This window comes from Roseovarius sp. AK1035, assembly GCF_003288315.1.
Classification (GTDB): Bacteria; Pseudomonadota; Alphaproteobacteria; order Rhodobacterales; family Rhodobacteraceae; genus Roseovarius; species Roseovarius mucosus_A.
In genome coordinates, this window is sequence record NZ_CP030099.1 from 2,223,518 (window position 1) to 2,241,386 (window position 17,869).

16 protein-coding genes are annotated in these 17,869 nt (G+C 60.7%); 10 read left to right on the top strand and 6 right to left on the bottom strand.

Annotated features, from left to right (window positions below; all coding sequences use genetic code 11):
* Positions 1-148: 148 nt before the first annotated feature.
* Together RAK1035_RS10645 and RAK1035_RS10650 are read right to left on the bottom strand one after the other, a co-directional pair.
* On the bottom strand, positions 149-481 hold the full coding sequence (locus tag RAK1035_RS10645) for an antibiotic biosynthesis monooxygenase family protein (protein WP_008279977.1): 333 nt from the start codon (positions 479-481) through the stop codon (positions 149-151).
* Positions 482-575: 94 nt separating this feature from the next.
* Entirely contained in the window at positions 576-1,559 is a 984-nt protein-coding gene (locus RAK1035_RS10650) for a zinc-dependent alcohol dehydrogenase family protein (RefSeq protein ID WP_037297129.1), read from the bottom strand.
* Between the two features lie 1,064 nt (positions 1,560-2,623).
* Between RAK1035_RS10650 and RAK1035_RS10655 the strand changes: the two genes are divergently transcribed.
* The 8 genes from RAK1035_RS10655 (at position 2,624) to RAK1035_RS10690 (ending at position 10,365) form a co-directional block, all read left to right on the top strand.
* Positions 2,624-2,875: a DUF1427 family protein gene (locus RAK1035_RS10655; RefSeq protein ID WP_008279982.1), complete on the top strand. Its 252-nt coding sequence runs from the start codon at positions 2,624-2,626 to the stop codon at positions 2,873-2,875.
* A 256-nt stretch (positions 2,876-3,131) separates the two neighbouring features.
* Positions 3,132-4,721, top strand: coding sequence for an MFS transporter (locus tag RAK1035_RS10660; RefSeq protein WP_008279983.1), 1,590 nt, complete (start codon positions 3,132-3,134; stop codon positions 4,719-4,721).
* 85 nt (positions 4,722-4,806) lie between these two features.
* A complete protein-coding gene (locus tag RAK1035_RS10665; protein ID WP_008279984.1) occupies positions 4,807-5,640 on the top strand; it encodes an alpha/beta fold hydrolase in 834 nt (277 codons plus the stop codon).
* Between the two features lie 93 nt (positions 5,641-5,733).
* Complete coding sequence (locus tag RAK1035_RS10670) at positions 5,734-6,318, top strand: glutathione S-transferase family protein (RefSeq protein WP_008279985.1); 585 nt, start codon at positions 5,734-5,736, stop codon at positions 6,316-6,318.
* A 20-nt stretch (positions 6,319-6,338) separates the two neighbouring features.
* A complete protein-coding gene (locus RAK1035_RS10675) occupies positions 6,339-7,853 on the top strand; it encodes a VOC family protein (RefSeq protein WP_008279986.1) in 1,515 nt (504 codons plus the stop codon).
* Between the two features lie 320 nt (positions 7,854-8,173).
* A complete protein-coding gene (locus tag RAK1035_RS10680) occupies positions 8,174-8,941 on the top strand; it encodes an amino acid ABC transporter substrate-binding protein (protein WP_037297131.1) in 768 nt (255 codons plus the stop codon).
* Positions 8,942-8,944: 3 nt separating this feature from the next.
* Positions 8,945-9,619 (top strand): amino acid ABC transporter permease, encoded by a 675-nt coding sequence (locus RAK1035_RS10685; protein ID WP_037297133.1) that lies wholly within the window; start codon positions 8,945-8,947, stop codon positions 9,617-9,619.
* Positions 9,616-10,365 (top strand): amino acid ABC transporter ATP-binding protein, encoded by a 750-nt coding sequence (locus tag RAK1035_RS10690; RefSeq protein WP_008279989.1) that lies wholly within the window; start codon positions 9,616-9,618, stop codon positions 10,363-10,365. Before RAK1035_RS10685 ends, RAK1035_RS10690 begins: the two co-directional genes overlap by 4 nt.
* Positions 10,366-10,576: 211 nt before the next feature.
* On the opposite strand, the gene RAK1035_RS10695 is transcribed toward RAK1035_RS10690, so the two are convergent.
* Both RAK1035_RS10695 and RAK1035_RS10700 read right to left on the bottom strand, forming a co-directional pair.
* Positions 10,577-11,833, bottom strand: a complete 1,257-nt coding sequence (locus RAK1035_RS10695; protein ID WP_037297135.1) for a DUF5996 family protein — start codon at positions 11,831-11,833, stop codon at positions 10,577-10,579.
* 188 nt (positions 11,834-12,021) lie between these two features.
* Positions 12,022-13,485 (bottom strand): catalase, encoded by a 1,464-nt coding sequence (locus tag RAK1035_RS10700; protein WP_008279991.1) that lies wholly within the window; start codon positions 13,483-13,485, stop codon positions 12,022-12,024.
* A 336-nt stretch (positions 13,486-13,821) separates the two neighbouring features.
* Between RAK1035_RS10700 and RAK1035_RS20185 the strand changes: the two genes are divergently transcribed.
* Complete coding sequence (locus RAK1035_RS20185) at positions 13,822-13,992, top strand: hypothetical protein (RefSeq protein ID WP_157132391.1); 171 nt, start codon at positions 13,822-13,824, stop codon at positions 13,990-13,992.
* 574 nt (positions 13,993-14,566) lie between these two features.
* The gene (locus RAK1035_RS10705; RefSeq protein WP_008279992.1) at positions 14,567-15,478 is read left to right on the top strand and encodes a helix-turn-helix domain-containing protein; all 912 of its coding nucleotides are present in this window, start codon (positions 14,567-14,569) and stop codon (positions 15,476-15,478) included.
* 265 nt (positions 15,479-15,743) lie between these two features.
* On the opposite strand, the gene RAK1035_RS10710 is transcribed toward RAK1035_RS10705, so the two are convergent.
* On the bottom strand, positions 15,744-16,376 hold the full coding sequence (locus tag RAK1035_RS10710; protein WP_008279994.1) for a LysE family translocator: 633 nt from the start codon (positions 16,374-16,376) through the stop codon (positions 15,744-15,746).
* A gap of 530 nt (positions 16,377-16,906) precedes the next feature.
* Positions 16,907-17,560 carry a hydrolase gene (locus RAK1035_RS10715; protein WP_008279995.1) on the bottom strand — a complete coding sequence of 218 codons (654 nt, stop codon included), beginning with the start codon at positions 17,558-17,560 and terminating at the stop codon, positions 16,907-16,909.
* Positions 17,561-17,869: the final 309 nt, after the last annotated feature.

Genomic DNA, 17,869 nt, shown 5'->3' on the forward strand with positions numbered 1-17,869 from the left:
CAAGGTCAGCCCAGATGCTCACGATCCGTGAAGCTGTCAGGCTTCGACCGATCCATGCAGGTCCTCCACGGTATCCGAATACTGTAGCATGGGACTGCGAAGACCGCAGAGCGCGAGTTGCGGCAATGGTGCCGATCTTGCCTTGAATCTAAGCCTCACTTTGAAAGATCGGCAGCGACACGGAGCCTTGTGGCGACTCGGCTTCGACATGCATGACGCTGATTTCACCGTCATAGAGGCCATCGAGAATGCCGACAAACTGCTCATGCGCCGTGCTCGGCTCAAAGTGTTCGACATGATCTGCGTAGCTGCGCCATGCGACGATCAAGGTCGCCGTGCCCGGCGCCTCGACGCCAAGGCCGACGGTGTGACCGCGATACCCTTGCGCTTTGCGCAAATGTATTGCTGCGTTCTCCATGGCCTTGAAGAACTCTGCGGCCTTTCCGGGTGCCAGTTGGAAGGTAGCAATTTCTATAACCATGACAGCTCTCCTTCAGTTCCCTAATGCGCTCTCGAAAACGGAGCTGCATCTATTCCCGGTTTTTCTATTGCCGGACATGCGATCAACCGAGGGCTCATGGTTGACTGGACGCATTCTCGTCGACGACGGCGATCCCGATTTTGCCGCGTACGCCATTGCGCGGGCGCTCCAGCAGGGCGTGGGCGTCGGGGATGCCGGCCAGCGGGTAGACCGCGCCGACATGCGGCTTCAACAATCCTCGGTCAACAAGGGTTGCAAGCTCGTCCAGCTTCCCCCGGTTCTGACGTGTAAAGACAAAATGATAGCTGGCGTTGCACCCCCAGGCCTCGATCAGATTCTGCGGATTGGGAATGTCGACGATCGAGACGATGCGACCGAGTTGCGCGAGCACGCGCGGGCTGCGTTCAAGCGTGTCGCCCCCGATCGTGTCAAGGACGACGTCCACGCCAACGCCGCCAGTCTCGCGGTTCACGACGGCCACGTAGTCTTCGGTGCGATAGTCGATCACCACATCGGCACCGAGGCTGCGCACAAAGTCGGCATCATAGCCCGAAGCGGTCGCCACAACGAACGCGCCAGATGCTTTGGCGGCCTGAACCGCAACATGCCCCACGCCGCCAGCCGCGCCGTGGACAAGGACAGTTTCTCCAAGGCGCAAGCCCGCCCGCGTGAACAGCGCCTCCCAAACCGTGCCGCCTACGAGGCTGAGGCTGGCTGCCTCAAGATGGGTGAGACCAGCCGGCTTGTGACCAACAATCGCCTCGCTCGCGACGTGGTACTCGGCATAGCTGCCGTGACCCCCGAAAATCTGCGGTGTGTACCAGACGGCATCGCCGGGCTTGAATGCCGATACGCCAGAGCCGACGGCTTCCACAACGCCTGAGACATCGTGACCGGTAATCGCAGGCAATGGCACCAGATCGGGGTAGTCGCCGCGGCGCACCTGATAATCGAGCGGGTTGATAGAGGTTGCATGGACCCGGACCAATACCTCTCCAGCGCTGGCTTTGGGGGTCTCATATTCAGAAAGAGCGAAAGCGTCGGGGCCGCCGAATTCAGTAAGGCTCATAGCTCGCATGATTGTTCTCCAGTTTCAGATGAATTGATATCGCGCATTTGCGATCTTCTGGTTCAAGGCGTCCGCTTTGAAGGTTGGTGTGGGGTCGTACTCATGCCCCCGGAAGAGTGCCGAACATTGACTTTGTTTCGGCATTCGGCCGTCTACGCGCTAATTGGCGCACACCGTGGAAAGCAGGTGACACGTGCTGCTCAATGCGCCGTTCATAACCAAACTCGGACCCAAGCATTGCGCACCACTGCGCGGCATGCAGACGGGTTGGTTAACCTTGATCAAGCCGATGACAACGAACGGCACCTCTATGTCCTGAGGCATGGATGCTAGGTCGTTGGGATAGGGCATGATTTATTCCCTGAGATTGCTCTGGATCCGAACTGCGCTTAGCAAAGTTAGCAAATCCATCACTTGCGCGCGGTGCTGAACTTGCTTGGGATGGACCGCTCTTGCTATCCATTCTGCGTGGAATTGCGGGACCAAGTGGCAAAAACGGGGATAGGGTGCTTTGTCTGCGTGACCTGCCGACCTTTTGGTAAGGAAACGTTTGTTCTCGCAGTGCGAGGCCAAGGTTCACCGCTAGGCGGCCTGTAGCGTAATTGGTGCCTTTGCGTCGTTATTGCGTGGCCCCAACTGCCCGACCGTCCTGGACACGTCCTCAGGCCTCGCCCTCTCCCCTCAAACCGCGCACCTCGCCAAGATCGCGTGTGGTGCGAGCATGAATCGTAGGTTTCCAACGTTTATCATCGCCAGCCGGACATTTGGTTCCGTAAAGACAGGATGCTGACGACCCCCGACCGCAATAGGCCAGACTGAGCGAGCCGTTCAATTTGCTCCGGTAGAACTCGTTGCAGGCCTTGCTGCGACGGCTCCGATTTTGCAGTCAAACGCACGCGGCAGCGGCGATTCACGCCGGGGGCAGAGGTCCGGACAAAGGGCCCCCTTTGCGTTCCGATCGCGCAGAGCGGAAAGGCCGCAAGATCGGCACCTTCGAGGCAGCATCTGCGCCGCGTGGCGGTGGACCGCACGATATCCTGCCCTTGACCTGATCCTAAGGGAGGCACCCCCTCATGAGCCAGTTTCAACCGTTCATCGTTTCGCTGGTTGTCGGTCTCGTCATCGGCATGATCTATGGTCTCGTTTCGGTTCGTTCGCCCGCACCACCGATAATCGCCTTGCTCGGCCTCTTGGGCATGCTTGCCGGAGAGGCCGGAGTTCAATGGCTCAAGGGCCATGCAAGCGTCGTGCAGTCGGTTCTGCACGCCAAGTCCTTCGCGCTTCCCACCCGGGATAGCTCTGCGAGGAAATCAGATGCGTCCTGAAGATCAACGCATCCGGTCCATCGCAGCTCAAAAGGAGGACGGGTTTTCGATCGCTCGGCAGGTGCCGAAGTGGTCATCGCAAGCCATGGCCCGGCGGCAATCCGTTTCTGGCGCTGCGTCATCCAACACGTCCCGCAACGTTGATGGGGTGTCGTCGCGCGTCCTGCGTCCGTTCAAACCATGGAAAATCTCATGTCCAAAGCAGATCTGACCGTCTTTGCCAGCGCGGGCCGCTTCCCCCCAACTGGAAAATTCAATGCTTGAGAAAATGTCGGAGGATACTGGCAGCGCCCGCCCGCTAAGCTACCCGGTCTTTCGGGCGCTCTGGATCGCGACGATTGTCTCTAATGTCGGGACCTGGATGCATGATGTGGGTGCCGGATGGCTGATGACCTCGCTGTCGCCCAGCCCGCTGCTGGTCGCATTGGTCCAGACCGCGACGACGCTTCCGATGTTCCTGCTTGCCCTGCCTGCCGGAGCACTGGCCGACATCGTGGATCGGCGCAAGATGCTGCTGGCAGCACAGGTGCTTGGTCTGCTTGCGGCGATGACCCTGGCGATGCTGACGGCGGCTGGGCTTGTCTCTCCTGGCATCCTGCTCGCCGCGACGTTCATGCTAGGCATTGCGGCCGCGCTCAGTGCTCCGGTATTTCAGGCGATCGTCCCGGAATTGGTGGACAGGCAGGCCCTACCGGACGCCATCGCGCTGAACAGCCTCGGCGTCAATATCTCGCGCGCGGTGGGCCCGGCGCTGGGCGGGGCCATCGTTGCCCTTGCCGGCATTCCAGCCGTTTTCGCGCTGAACGCGCTTTCCGTGCTGGGCGTGCTTGTTGTGCTGGTCACCTGGAAGCGCCCTCAGGCCGCCCGCACCCTGCCACCCGAGCATTTCTTCGGTGCCCTGAAAGCCGGTTACCGCTATACGCGCCATTCTCCTGCGCTGCGCCTTGTCTTGATCCGGGCGATGGGGTTCTTCCTGTTCGGAAGCGCGCTCTGGGCGATGCTGCCGCTCATCGCGCGACGCGGGCTTGGTCTTGATGCAGCCGGGTATGGCGTGCTTCTTGGCTGCATGGGTGCCGGGGCGGTCGCCGGTGCGATCCTGCTCAAGCGGGTGCGGACAATAGTGCCCGCCAATCCGGTGTCTGTCGCCGCGACACTCCTCTTCGCGCTTGCAATGCTGGCGCTCGCGCGGGCCAGCCATGCCTGGGTCGCCGGAGCCGTTCTCTTCCTGGCCGGTCTGGGCTGGATCGGCATGCTGACGTCGCTGAACGTTGCCGCGCACATGGCTGCGCCGGGATGGGTCAAGGCGCGGGCGCTGGCGGTCTATCTACTGACGTTTCAGGGTGCGATGACATGCGGCAGCGTCCTATGGGGAACGCTTGCCACCGGCACCAGCGTCGCCACGGCTCTGGTGATCGCGGGCGTGGGGCAGATCCTGGCCGTTGTCCTGGCGGTCCGCTGGCGGTTGCCGCAGCATTCGGGCACCGATCTTGCGCCCTCGCACCATTGGGCGGACCCCGTCGTTTCTGTGCAGCCGGGCATGGACCGCGGTCCGGTCCTGATCGAAATCGAATATTGGGTCGAGCCTTCGCGGCTGGTCGAGTTCGTGTCTGCCCTACGCCGTTTCAAGTCTGTGAGGCATCGCGACGGGGCAATTCGATGGGATGTCTGGGAAGATGTCGCCGAACCGGGGCGGATCGTCGAGACGTTCGTGGTGGAAAGCTGGGTCGAGCATCAGCGCCAGCACGAGCGGGTGACCCGGGCCGACCAGTTGGATCAGGACCTCCTGAACGAATACCATTTGGGCGACAAGCCGCCAGTTGTCCGCCACCTGCTGCGGCCACCATGACACGCCGCAAGACGCCCAAGGCCTGACGTCCGTCTGCCTGCCCGAACCACCCATCAACTCAAGTCGAACTTCAGAGAGCTTTTCCATGGCATTTGTCACCACATCCGACGGGACGCGCCTTTTCTACAAAGACTGGGGTCCGAAAGATGCCCAACCCGTCATGTTTCACCACGGTTGGCCGCTGAGCGCCGACGACTGGGACAACCAGATGCTGTTCTTCCTGTCCCATGGCTACCGCGTCATAGCCCATGACCGCCGCGGACATGGGCGATCCGACCAGACCGACAGCGGCAATGACATGGACACCTATGCTGCCGATGTTGCCGAGATCACCTGGGCGCTGGACCTGCACGACGTGATCCATGTCGGGCATTCGACCGGGGGCGGCGAGGTTGCGCGCTATGCGGCGCGGGCCGAGCGGGGCCGTGTCGCTGGCGCGGTGCTGATCGCTGCGATCCCGCCGGTGATGGTGCGGTCCGATGCGAATCCGGATGGCGTGCCGCCAGAGGTCTTCGACGGGTTGCGCGCTGCGCTGTCGGCCAACAGAGCGCAGTTCTTTCTCGATCTGCCAAGCGGCCCATTCTACGGCTTCAACCGGCATGGCGCGAAGGTCAGTCAGGGTCTGATCGACAACTGGTGGCGGCAGGGCATGTCCGGCGGCGCAAAGGCACATTTTGACTGCATCGCCGCATTCTCCGAGACCGATTTCAGCGAGGATATGGAAGCGATCACCGCACCGGTTCTGATCCTGCACGGCGAGGATGACCAGATCGTGCCGATTTCGAATTCGGCCCACAAGGCGATCTGGCTGGTCAGGGATGGCACGCTGAAGTCGTACACAGGCCTTTCACACGGGCTTTTTGCCACGCATCCGGATCTCATCAATGCCGATCTTCTTGCCTTCGCGCGCTCGGCCTGACGCGATGGGGTATCGCCAGTACGCTGCGTCCATCATGCGCGCATATCACGCGGTGATCTCTGACGTCACAGTTCATCCCGGAAAGGGAACGCAATGCCCACTGTCTACTACGCCCCGGCTGGCTGCTCTTTGGTACCGCACATCGTGCCGAAATGGATCGGAGCACCCTACAAGGCGGTCAAGGTAAGGGTCGGCTCAATGGAGCTTCTCGCCATTAATCCCGCGGGCACCGTTCCGACCTGTCGGGAAGACAGTGGCTGGCTATTGACTCGGGCCGGCGCGATCCTCGATGATCTAGCGCAAAAGCTATCGGAGGCCGGACTGTCCGGCGGTGATAGTATCCGCGCGAAATGCTGGTCTGCCTTTCTCACTGCGGACCTTCACGCCTCATTCTGGCTGATCTTCATGCCCAACCGCCACACAATCTACAAGAGCGATGCAGCCCGGCAGGCAACGGTCGGGGCCGGGCTCAAGCTGGCCTCTCAGCATCTCGGCATTCCGAACCGCCATCTCGGCGGACGATCGGTGATTGATGCCTATGCTTTCCCGATGATCCGCTGGGGGGCAAAAATTCTGCCAGGCGGGCTTCAGAACTTTTCCGATGTGCAGAGGCTGCGTGACAGGATCGCCGCAGGAGCCGCCGTCCAAAAGATCATTGCGCGGGAGGGCAGGGCGTGAGCGCAGGTGATGCCAGAGGAATGATGAGTGGACTTCACCACGTCACCGGCATCACCGCTGATGTGCAGGCCAATGTCGATTTCTATGTCGGCTTTCTTGGCCTCAAACTTGTCAAGCGGACGGCGGGCTATGCGGATTCCGAGCAATTGCACCTGATCTACGGCGATGGCTTGGGCAGCCCCGGATCCCTTCTGACCTTCCTCGTCTGGGAGGCCACAGGCCGCGGACGCACCGGCATCGGCCAGGTTCTGGAAATTGCACTAGCGGTTCCCCCGGCCTCCATCGAAAGCTGGCTGAGCAAGGCGCTCGCGGCGAGTGTCCCGTTCGAGGGGCCATCGCGCGAATTCGGAGAGCCGGTTCTACGGCTCAGGGATCCAGACGGGCTGATCGTGAAACTGGTTGGCGTCGCCTTGTCGACCCCCGCTCCGCTTCTGGAGGGACCCATACGCTTGCGGGGCGTAACCGTCCTTACCGATAAGGCCAGAGAGACCGCAGAGTTCTTGAAAGTATTCGGCTATAAGTACGCGCAACACACAGGCCTGACGCAACGCATGACGTCAGAGACAGATGTGGTCGATGTCCGGGACGCACCGGGCTTTGTACCATCCGTCGCAGGGGCCGGCGTGCCCGATCACGTGGCCTTTCGGGCGAAGGATGCCGATGACATCCGAACCCTGCGGCAAGCGCTCCTGGATCATGGACCGACAGAAATTCATGACAGAAAGTACTTCCTGTCGCTCTATGTTCGCGATCCGGCTGGTATCCTGATGGAATACGCCACTGACGGGCCGGGCATGACCATTGACGAAGCACCGGAGGCCCTTGGCCGGACCCTGTTCTTTCCGCCGCATGTTGCGGGCCACACCCAAGATATCGAGGCCATGCTGCCTCAATTCTCGATGCCGGGCGACGAGCGGTTCCCCGTCCGAAAGCTCCCCTTCGTGCACCGCTTCAACCGGCCAGAAAGGCCCGACGGCACTACTCTGGTGCTGCTCCACGGTAGCGGAGGAAACGAGGCCGATCTGATGCCGATCGCGCGCCGCATCGCCCCGCAGGCGACGCTTCTGGGGGTGCGTGGCCGGGCCACCGAGGAACAGATCAATCGCTGGTTCCGACGGTTCGACGCCACGACATTCGATCAGGCCGATATCCAAAGCGAAGCCGAAGCCTTCGCCGCTTTCGTCGAGGACGCGGTGATCAACTACGGGATCGATGTGACCCGGCTTTTCTTTCTCGGCTATTCCAACGGCGCGAACTTTCTGGCCGCCGTGATGCAGGTCTACCCGTCCGCTGTACGCCGTGCTGTTTTGCTACGCGCGGTTCAGGTCCTTGATCCGCTACCGGCGGAGGATCTCTCTGGAACGCATGTGCTGATGGTCAATGGGCAGGACAGTTACGCTCCAGTACTGGCCGATAATCTGAGGGCGCAGGGTGCGCAGGTCGACACCCGAACAGTACCCAGCGGCCATGAGCTAACCGCCGCAGACGTCGCCGAGGTGGCCGACTGGCTTGGACTGGGCTATGCGGGCCAATGACTGGTCAAGGCGAAAAAGCGGGGCTCCGGAACATCGCCCAAGACCATAGCCTTCACTGCGGCCAATCTCCCCTGCGTCGGATGCATAGCCGCCATGCTCAACCGCGTTGTGGCTGGAAACGACATCTCAGCTCAGGGACATTTGTCGCGGTTCCGGTCGTTCTGATGGAACGGGTTTCGAAGATTACGGCCAAAATGCTCGGTCCATTCCGATATTTCCCGTCTGTGGGGATGCCGGGACCTGATTTCCGGTCGCTCTTGTGGTTGCCCACATGGGTGGGCATCTCTGCCCCTGTTGCAGACACCAAGGAGTCTCTCGCCATGACCTATATCCTTCGCGCCGCCACTCTGGCCGGATTTGTCGCCGCTTCTGCTGCCGCTGCTCAGGCCGAGGACGGCACTTTGACTGTCGGCATGTCCGGCGCCTATTTCCCCTTCACCTTTGTGCGCCAAGATGTCCTGCAGGGTTTTGAAGTTGATGTCATGAATGCGGTGGGCGAGGTGGCCGATCTCGACATCCAATTCGAAACCATGTCCTTTTCCGGGCTGGTGGGTGCGCTGGATGCGGGCCGTATTGACACCATTGCCAACCAAATCACCATCACGCCAGAACGAGAGGCGAAGTTCGCCTTTACCGAACCCTATGTGATCGACGGTGCCCAAGTGGTAACGCGCAAGGGCAATGACGCTATCGCCGGGGTCGACGATCTGCGCGGCAAGATAGTGGCCGTAAACCTCGGTTCGAACTTTGAACAGTTGCTGCGCGATCTGCCCTTTGCCGGTGAGGTCGAGATCAGGACCTACGACAGCAATATCGAGCAGGACACCGCACTTGGCCGCGTCGATGCCTTTGTGATGGACCGGGTGTCTTCGGCTCAGGTGATCAAGCAAAGCCCACTGCCGCTGCAACTGGCTGGCCAGCCGTTCTCGGAAATTCGCAATGCCCTGCCGTTTCGTGATGACGAAGACGGCCGCGCCCTGCGCTCCAAGGTCGATGCAGCACTTGTCGTCCTGCGCGAGAACGGCACCTTGACCGAGATCTCTGAGAAGTGGTTCGGGTCCGACATCACCACGCTTTTGGCGGAATAGTCCGTGCAGGGGCTCGACATCGGGTACATGGTCGGCTTGATGCCGGTGATCCTGAGCTATGTGCCGCTGACGCTGGCAATGGCGTCAGTGGCCATGGTTTGCGCGCTGGTGTTGTCAGCCCTTCTGGCGGTTGAACGGGTTGTGCGTGTGCCGATTCTGGATTGGCTGGTGATTGTCTTTATCAGCTTCTTTCGCGGCACTCCGCTTCTGGTGCAGCTTTTTCTGTTCTACTACGGGCTGCCACAGGTACTGTCTGTTCTGACCAGGATCGACGGGGTCACGGCGGCGATCCTGGGTCTGATGCTGCACTTCGCGGCCTATATGGCAGAATCAATCCGCGCCGCAATTATCAGCGTCGACCGCAGCCAGTGGGAGGCGGGCCAGTCTATTGGGATGACCCAGTGGCAGTTGATGCAGCGCATTATTCTGCCGCAGGCCGCCCGTGTGGCGGCGCCAACGCTGGTCAATTACTTCATCGACATGCTCAAGGCGACCTCGCTCGCTTTTACCCTTGGTGTCACCGAGATGATGGGCGCCGCCCAGAAAGAAGCTGCCGGCAGCTTCCTTTACTTCGAGGCCTTTCTTGTCGTGGCGGTGATCTACTGGGGTATGGTTGAAGCGCTCAATCAGGGCCAGAAAGTTTTGGAAACCTATCTCGATAAGGCTTACGCGCGATGACATCGACGACCGGAATCTCGATCAGGGGACTGACAAAGACATTCGGCGGAAAGCCTGTCCTTGACGGTATCGACCTTGACATTGCTGCGGGCGAGCGAGTGGTGATCATCGGTCCCTCGGGCACCGGAAAATCGACCCTGCTACGCTGCCTCAACTACCTCGACCGGCCGGATGCCGGTCTGATCTCTATTGGCGATCTGACGGTGGATGCCGCCCATGCACGCAACTCTGACATCCTTGGCCTGCGGCGGCGCACCGGGTTCGTGTTCCAGAACTACGCGCTTTTCGCCAACAAGACGGCGATTGAGAATATCATGGAGGCGCTGATAACAGTGCAGCGCTTGCCCAAGTCCGAGGCCGCTGCGCGCGCCAAAGCTGTGCTTGCCGAGACCGGTCTCGCCGACAAGGCCGACAGCTATCCAGCAGCGCTATCCGGCGGGCAGCAGCAGCGGGTCGGCATTGGCCGCGCGATGGCACTTGGAGCGGAGCTGATGCTGTTCGACGAACCGACTTCGGCTCTGGACCCGGAGTTGGTCGGAGAAGTGCTCGATCTGATGCGCCGGGTTGCGGAGCAGAGACAGACAATCCTGATCGTCACCCACGAGATGCAGTTTGCCCGCGAGATTGCCGATCGCATCCTCTTCATGCACGGTGGCAAGATCGTCGAGCAGGGCACACCGGCGCAGATCTTCGAAGCGCCACAGGATGTGCGGCTCCGGCGGTTTCTGGCCCGGATAGATGGTTGAAGCCAGTTCAGGTGTTCGAATTTGGTGTTCGTTGTTTCAAGGCTGAGTTCGTGAGGGGGAGCCTTAGAAGAAGGCCAGCGTGTGAGGACGCAAGCTGCTCCGGGGCTTCGCGTGACAGTGCGAACAGAGTGTCGCCCGGATAGAGGGCCCCGGGAAACCGCGACCCGTGAGTCGCCAATAGCTTTAAGCCCACAAGGTCGATCCACGACTGTCAGGTCTTTGATGGGGACAACACGTCTTGCCATTCCGGATGGCGACCGATCATTGCCTTCGCGAACGGGCAGAGTGGGATGATGACCACCTGATCCTGTCGCGCGTCCTCGATCGCCTGTTGCAACAGCCTTGCTCCGACCTTGCGACCGCGCAAGGCGTCGGGGATTTCGGTGTGATCAATGATGATCTGGCTTGCGCTGACGCGGCTATAGCTCATCTCGGCCTCGACACCATCAACGACAAGCCGATAGCGCCCCTTCGACGGGCCGTCTTCCCGCTCGACCGTGCCATCCGTCGCCAAGACGGCAATCGTCTGTGTGGCATTCGGCGCGCGCACCTGACGCGGGCGTCCATGGGCACATTCCAGAAGGTCGCGGTCCCATCCGCCAAGGTTGGCCGCGGCCTCGTAGGTCGAGACCAAGAACGCCATCAACGTCTCTTCGGGATCTGGCGCGCTCTGTACCGCCTCGTAGGGCAGCATGAATTCCGACAGCCCCGCGTGCCAAAAGGCCGCGTCGGGACGCACCGACGCGCTTCGGTACCCGGTGGGGGACGGATAGGCGTAGGCATAGAAGGCGGGGTAGTCGATGCCATTGCCGCCCGGCCAGAACCCGGCGGCGGACATTTCGCGGTCATAGGCTTCCTGCGCCACGTCGTCTGGCAGAAACGGGATCCCGGCGGGATGCAGCGGGGCGCGCCGCCCCGAAAAACGGGTCACGGCGAGATCCAGCGCGCCCCAGAACAGGTGGACCGGGCTGGACTTGCCGACAAAGGACGTCCGGAACCGGTGGAACACCCTGTCGATTGCCACCAATGCCTGATGGTAGCGCTGCACCGCGTCCCGGTCATAGGGCCGGTCGCGATGATCCTCGCTGAACGGCACGGGGTAGGGCACCTTGTTCGGGGTGTCGTTGAAGCTCGGCGTGCCCCCAAGGTCGGTGATCAGCGTCTCGAACTCTGCACGAAATGCCGTGACCGTGGTCGGCCCGAGCGCGAAAGACGCCCGGTGGCCGTTGCCGCAGCTTCCCACGACCATATGCTCTCGAAAGTCGAACAGGAGCTCGATGCCCGGACCGTCGGGGATCAGAGAAGATGCCAGCCCCGTCGGCGTGACATAGAATGTCGCGTTCCAAGAATGGTTAAGCCACGGCGTATGTGCGAGCCGGTATTTTCCTGCAATCTGCAGAAATAGGTGGAGGGCAGAGCAGGTCTCTCGCCACCCGAGGTAGTCGAGGTGAGGCCACTCGGTGCTCATCGCGTTTCTTCTCCCTTCACCCTGTGTCACGATGGACTCTGGTCATCCGATCATGTGTCGATTGAAAGGCGGCTCGGCATTCCCGTCGGTTGCGCGTGTCGATAGCGTCTCTGTCGGCGCTGTTGTGAAGGCCTGTTTCAAGGGGGGGCTCCGATTTATTCATCTCATTCTTCGCGCGCCGGCTTGGTTCAGAATTGCGGGTCCATCGCATCAAGCGCCGCGCAGACACCCGCGCCGAAATCTGGATGAACCCGGTGGAACAGCCGGATCTGCCGCTCGGTGATGGCAGCAGGAACGCCACACATAGCCGTGGCGATATTGGCGTAGAGCCGGTCTTTCTGCTCTTGGTCGAAAAGCTGGAACAGCGCGCGCGGCTGGATGAAATCGTCGTTGCCGTCGCGATGGTCGAACCGGCCGACCGGACCCTGCAGGTCGATCGTTGGTTCGGCGAAGGACGCATCCTGCTGCGGACCGTCTAGGCTGTTCGGTTCGTAATAGGCGTCCGGATTGGCTGCGGCGTCGAAAAAGCGCATCGCCCCGTCCTTGTGATAATGATGTACTGGGCAGCGCGGTCTGTTGACCGGCAGCGCCTCGTAGTGGGTGCCCAGCCGGTAGCGATGGGCGTCGGCATAGGCAAAGATCCTGCCCTGCAGCATCCGGTCCGGCGAGTGGCCGATGCCGCGCACGACGTTCGATGGGCTGAAGGCAAGCTGCTCGACCTCGGCAAAGTAGTTGTCGGGATTGCGGTCAAGTTCGAGCACGCCGATCTTGATCGGGGGAAACTCCGCATGGGGCCAAACCTTGGTCAGATCGAACGGGTTAAACGCGAACGCCTCGGCTTCGTTCTGTGTCATGATCTGCACCTCTACAGTCCATTGCGGGAACTCCCCCGCCTCGATCGCGCCGAACAGCGCCTCTTGATAGCCTTCGCGGGTTCGCCCCACGACGTCTTGCGCTTCGCTGTTCGTGTAGTGGCGATGACCCTGTCGGGTCTTGAAGTGGAACTTGACCCAGACCCGCGTGCCCTCGTTGTTCCAGAGGCTGTAGGTGTGACTGCCATAGCCGTTCATATGCATTGGGCTGACGGGCAGGCCGCGATCCGAGAACAGAATTGTCACCTGGTGCAGGCTCTCGGGTGAGAGTGACCAGAAGTCCCACATGGCGGTGGGCGATCGCAGGTTGGTGCGCGGGTGGCGTTTTTGCGTGTGGATAAAGTCTGGAAACTTGAGCGGATCGCGCACGAAGAAGACCGGCGTGTTGTTGCCGACGAGATCCCAGTTGCCTTCGTTGGTATAAAACTTGAGCGCAAAGCCACGCACATCCCGCTCATGGTCTGCAGCACCCGCTTCCCCGGCCACGGTTGAAAAGCGCGCGATCATTGGCGTCACGGTGCCGGGTTGCAGCACGGCTGCACAGGTCAGATGCGATATGTCGCCTGTGATCCTCAACGTCCCATACGCGCCCCAGCCCTTTGCATGGACAACACGTTCGGGAATTCGCTCGCGGTTCTGATGGGCCAGTTTCTCGATCAGCTGCCAGTCCTGAATCAGAACAGGGCCACGATCCCCGGCGGTGAGGCTGTTCTGATTGTCGGCGACGGGTGCGCCAGCAGTGGTTGTCAGACGTGATGTCGGGGAATCTTGGGTAGTCATGGTCAATCCTGTTCGTTGGAGCCATGCCGTTTTCCGGCTTGCTTTGTCCGCCCAAACAAGATCGTGCTGGTTCGCAGAGGTTTGGGCGCAAAGCGTTGCAGTGAGACAGGTCTAGCGCGTGCCGTCCGCCCCCACGTTCCTGATCCTGCTACGACGATGCCGCTCTTGCGATTTGATGCGCACGAGCCGGTCACTCGGGTCCGCGTGCGGAAGGTCGCAGTTAGTCCACTGCGTCTACTTACCGGTATCTGTATCGGGCTTGCTCTGGACGGTTGAGTTTCTGCGAATGGCTTGAATTCCTGCTGTCGGTCAGTGGCCGTTACGCCAGAGGGTGTGGTGCCGCGCCGACGTGATCACCCGGCCTTTTCCGACAAATCGACAGCGCATTTCATGGCACGTGTCAGGCCATGGCCCGACCAAGCCGCGCCCGGCCACGAAAGCGAAGCAGCCGAAGATGGCGGAAACGACGCGCTGACATTGCTGCAATGGCACCGCTCTTGCGGATAGATTTGCCGTCCTCCACGAACTGACGCCCGTCAATTGCCCGACCAAAGCACCTGATTTGGTCGCCGCAATCAACTGTGCCTTAAAAGATGTTGCAACAGGACTTGATGGTGGCTTTCGTAAGAAATCCTTGCCCGTTATCGGGATTTTTTCCTGATTTATATATGACTATCAAATACATAATATTTGGCAAGAAGAGCAGATTGAACTCAGGTTTGCGTCGAGATGCCCAACACGTTTTTCGCTTGATGCAACCTGTTCCTGCTTGTTGCTGACGCAACAAACTCCTGACCATGGGGAACACTCAGGGCGAACCGCCGCCGCGTCATCGGTCTTCGTTTGTTGCGATCAACGTCAGATTCGACTAATATTCTCGAGGTCAACGTAGATAGTGAAACATCGGTACCAACGCTGCCGAACAGACATGTTTGTTTTGAAGTTCGGCTTGTCTCCCTGATGGGAGATGCAACGATGACACTGCCTGCATATTCGTCCTCCCCATCGCGAAGGTCGACAGGCGTCTTAATCAACGGGCGCGAAAACCCTTTGGCGCGCGTGTGGCTCTAGAGGGACGACAATGACCTTTCATGCGCATTCTTCATTCGCCCAGTGGCACAGCGAGGGCCAACATGCGTCCTATGTGCGGGCCAGAAAATCATCCGGTGGGGTCTTGGATCTTCTGGAAGTGGCGCGCCCGGCCGGAGACATGTCTCGCCCGGCCTTGCCGGACATCGTCCTAATGGAGGACATGCTTGGCTGTAGTCGTGTCAGGGGAAACTTGGGAGGAGGCCGCTTTGATGTGAGAACCGGTAAAGGCACTCTCGCCTTGGCCGCGCCTGACTTTGCGACCACAGTGATCAATGACGAAAGCCATCGGCTGCGTAGCTTGGTGTTTCCCTTGGCGCAGTGGCAGGACGTGCTCGACGAGGCCGCCGACGGTCGGTTCTCGTTAGACACCTCCTTCACCTACGGCCTAGTGTTGGACTCGCCGTCCATCCGGTCGGCGCTGCGGAACCTTTGGGCACTCTGCGAGGACGAAGGGGCACCGTCGCGGCTGCTTGCGCGGGCCGCTGGCTGCGAGATCCTCGCCGAACTCTGCCGCTTGGGCGGAACGCCGTTTGCTCCGGCAAGGGGCGGCCTTGCGCCGTGGGCAGAACGTCGTTGCCTCGAGCTGATGCATGAGCGGTTCTCGGAAGACATCAGTCTGGATAATCTGGCGGCCGAGGCGCGGCTCTCACCCTACCATTTCGCCCGCATGTTCAAACAGAGCGTCGGGGTGCCGCCACGGGTCTACATGACGCGGCTGAGAGTGGAGAAGGCGTGCGAACTGCTCGAACACACGGACCTGCCGGTCACGCAGATCGCGCTTGAGGTTGGCTATTCGTCCAACCAGGTCCTCGCCAGAGTTTTCGTCAAGCTAATGCGCGTGAGCCCGTCCGATTATCGCAGGGCCGTTCGTGACCCGGTGCGCTCCTACACGCTGCGGTGATGCTTGCCGGTGTAAGCCGGGACGCAGGCACGTATGTCCCTGACCCGAGGGGCTGGGGACGTTCACGCATGTTCCGTTCAGGGTTGATACGTGTCTTGCCCAGGGTCGAAGATCATCAGGCCGGCGGTGCCAAGAGTTGTGGCATCTTGCTCTCTAGAACCTCCCGGTGTTCCGCCAGCTTCCCGCCCTCGACGCGGAAGATGTCGACGCCTATCTGAGGCGCTTCGGCCCAGTCGCGGGTCAGCCCGTGCATGGCGACGTGGTCTTATGTGGCGGTCAGCGCAGACCAGATCATAATCGCCCCGAAGGCGAGGAAGATGATGCCGGTCAGCATGCGTCCACGCTTTGCATGTTCGGGCTTGCTCAGGAGCCGCACCGCCTGTCGCGCTCCGATCGCGTAGCCCCCGAGAATGACGAATTTCACGACCACGAATGTTGAAACCAAAAGGGCCAAGACAGCCGTTCCGCTGCCAGCCGGAAGAAACTGGGGAAACAACGCGGCGAAGAAGAGTACGGCCTTGGGATTGCTGATGCCAACGCCGAAGGAGTTGATCCAAAGCGCCAATCCACTTTGTTCGTGGATGGTCCTTTGTGCCGACGGATGTGGTTGCGGGGGCGCGGCGCGTAGAAAGGTCAAACCGAGCCAGATGATGTAAAAAGCACCGGCAAGGCGCAGTGTGAGAAAGGCGGCAGGATAGGTTTGGAGCAGCGCCCCCAATCCGACGACGGACAGCGTGGCCAGCAGCGCGATTGCGACTAGATCGCCGCTGAGCGCGCCCAGTGCGCGCCGCCAGCCGTGGGCGACGGCATTGTTCACGATGAACAACGTAGAGGGGCCAGGCGTCGCGGTCTGGACGGCGCTGACAATGACGAATGTAAGGTAGGCAGAAAGGTCCATATCACTCACCGAGCAAAGGGTTGATGTAGGATTGGGCGCAGTAGGCTCAGCGCCTTCGGGTTCAAAGATGGTGCGGACAGGCAGGCCCGCGCGGTCAATCGCTGGATATCTGCAGGGTTTTGCACAATGCCTGGCATGCAAGGGCCTGTGCCGGTCGAAACGGGGGGCAACGAACAAGTGCCCGGTTGGTAAAGGAACGAATGCAGGGTTGGAATGCGCCCGTGCTCCGTATTGGCGACATCGGTGCCGGTCAGGCGCCGTGGCATGGCGCAGGACGCCGGGCGCATGGCAGCTTAGGGCGACCGGCTTGTTCGCCCCGAGGCAGCTTTCGATCAGCGCACGCGCGTTCGCCTGTTTGGCCGTGTTCGTAACGAGCCTGTTGGCCTCTCTATCCGCCTTGAACCGCCGCGTCTGGCCGGTCTGGACGTTGGGCGGCTGCCCGCCCTATTGAGAGGCCAAGGCGATCTCGGCATCTGCGTGCTTGAACGCGTAAGAGGGGGCGGTCAGGCGCTTCGTCATCCCCGCCGAGGTTAGGCGGCGACGCTTGGAACCTCTGTGTTGAGCAGCTGCTGTTCCCACAGATAGGCGATGGCGCTGCCGCCAAGATGGTCCCTTAGGGCGTCGTTAAGAGCGATTGCAGTCTCGGCCCGGGCCCAGTCGCGCTGCCATTCCGATGCCAGTGCCAGCCAAGTCATCATGTTGATGCCGCCCGCGATCATCCGCTGAATAGCGACCTCATGAGCCTCGACCGACGTACCACCAGACGCGTCGGTGATGACGGTCACGTCCCAGCCTTCGCCCGCCGCCTGGAGTGCGGGCATTGCCACGCAGATCTCTGTCCAGAGACCGGCGATGACCAACTGCTTGCGGCCGGTCGCCTTGACCGCTTCCACGACCTTCGGATCTTCCCAGGTGTTGATTGTCGTTCGGTCGATCACCTCTTGGTTGGGGAACACTTCGCTGACATGGGGGAAGAGGTCGCCACCCCGGGCGGCGATGACGGTTGTCAGGATTGTGGGCACGCCGAATACCTTTGCGCATTTGGCCAGTGCGGTGGTGTTGTTCACCACCATTTGCGGGTCGTGGCTATTCAGGTTTGCGAGTTGATAGGGCTGATGGTCGATCAGAACGAGGACCGAATCCTCGGGTCGAAGAAGCGAGTCGAGGCCGTTGCGGAAGGTCATGATATCATCCTTTGCGTATGAGAAAGAGGTGAGTCCTGATGACAAAAACTAGAGAAGATGCCTGAGGAGCGCGGCGCGGGAACTGCCGTGACAGTGCCGATCTTGCTGTGATGTCGCTTTTGCCAAGCGCGCTTCCCTTGCTGAACGCAAACTGCAAAAGGCTTGTGCACCACAACTTTGCGGTTGGTCGGGATGCCGGACAATGCCGAGATCTGTCGGCTGTCGAGGGCTGAACGGGTCCGTCAGAACCGGCCACCGTCGATCCGGATGAAGATTTGGATGACCTCGCACGCGCCTCATAGCGGTCGT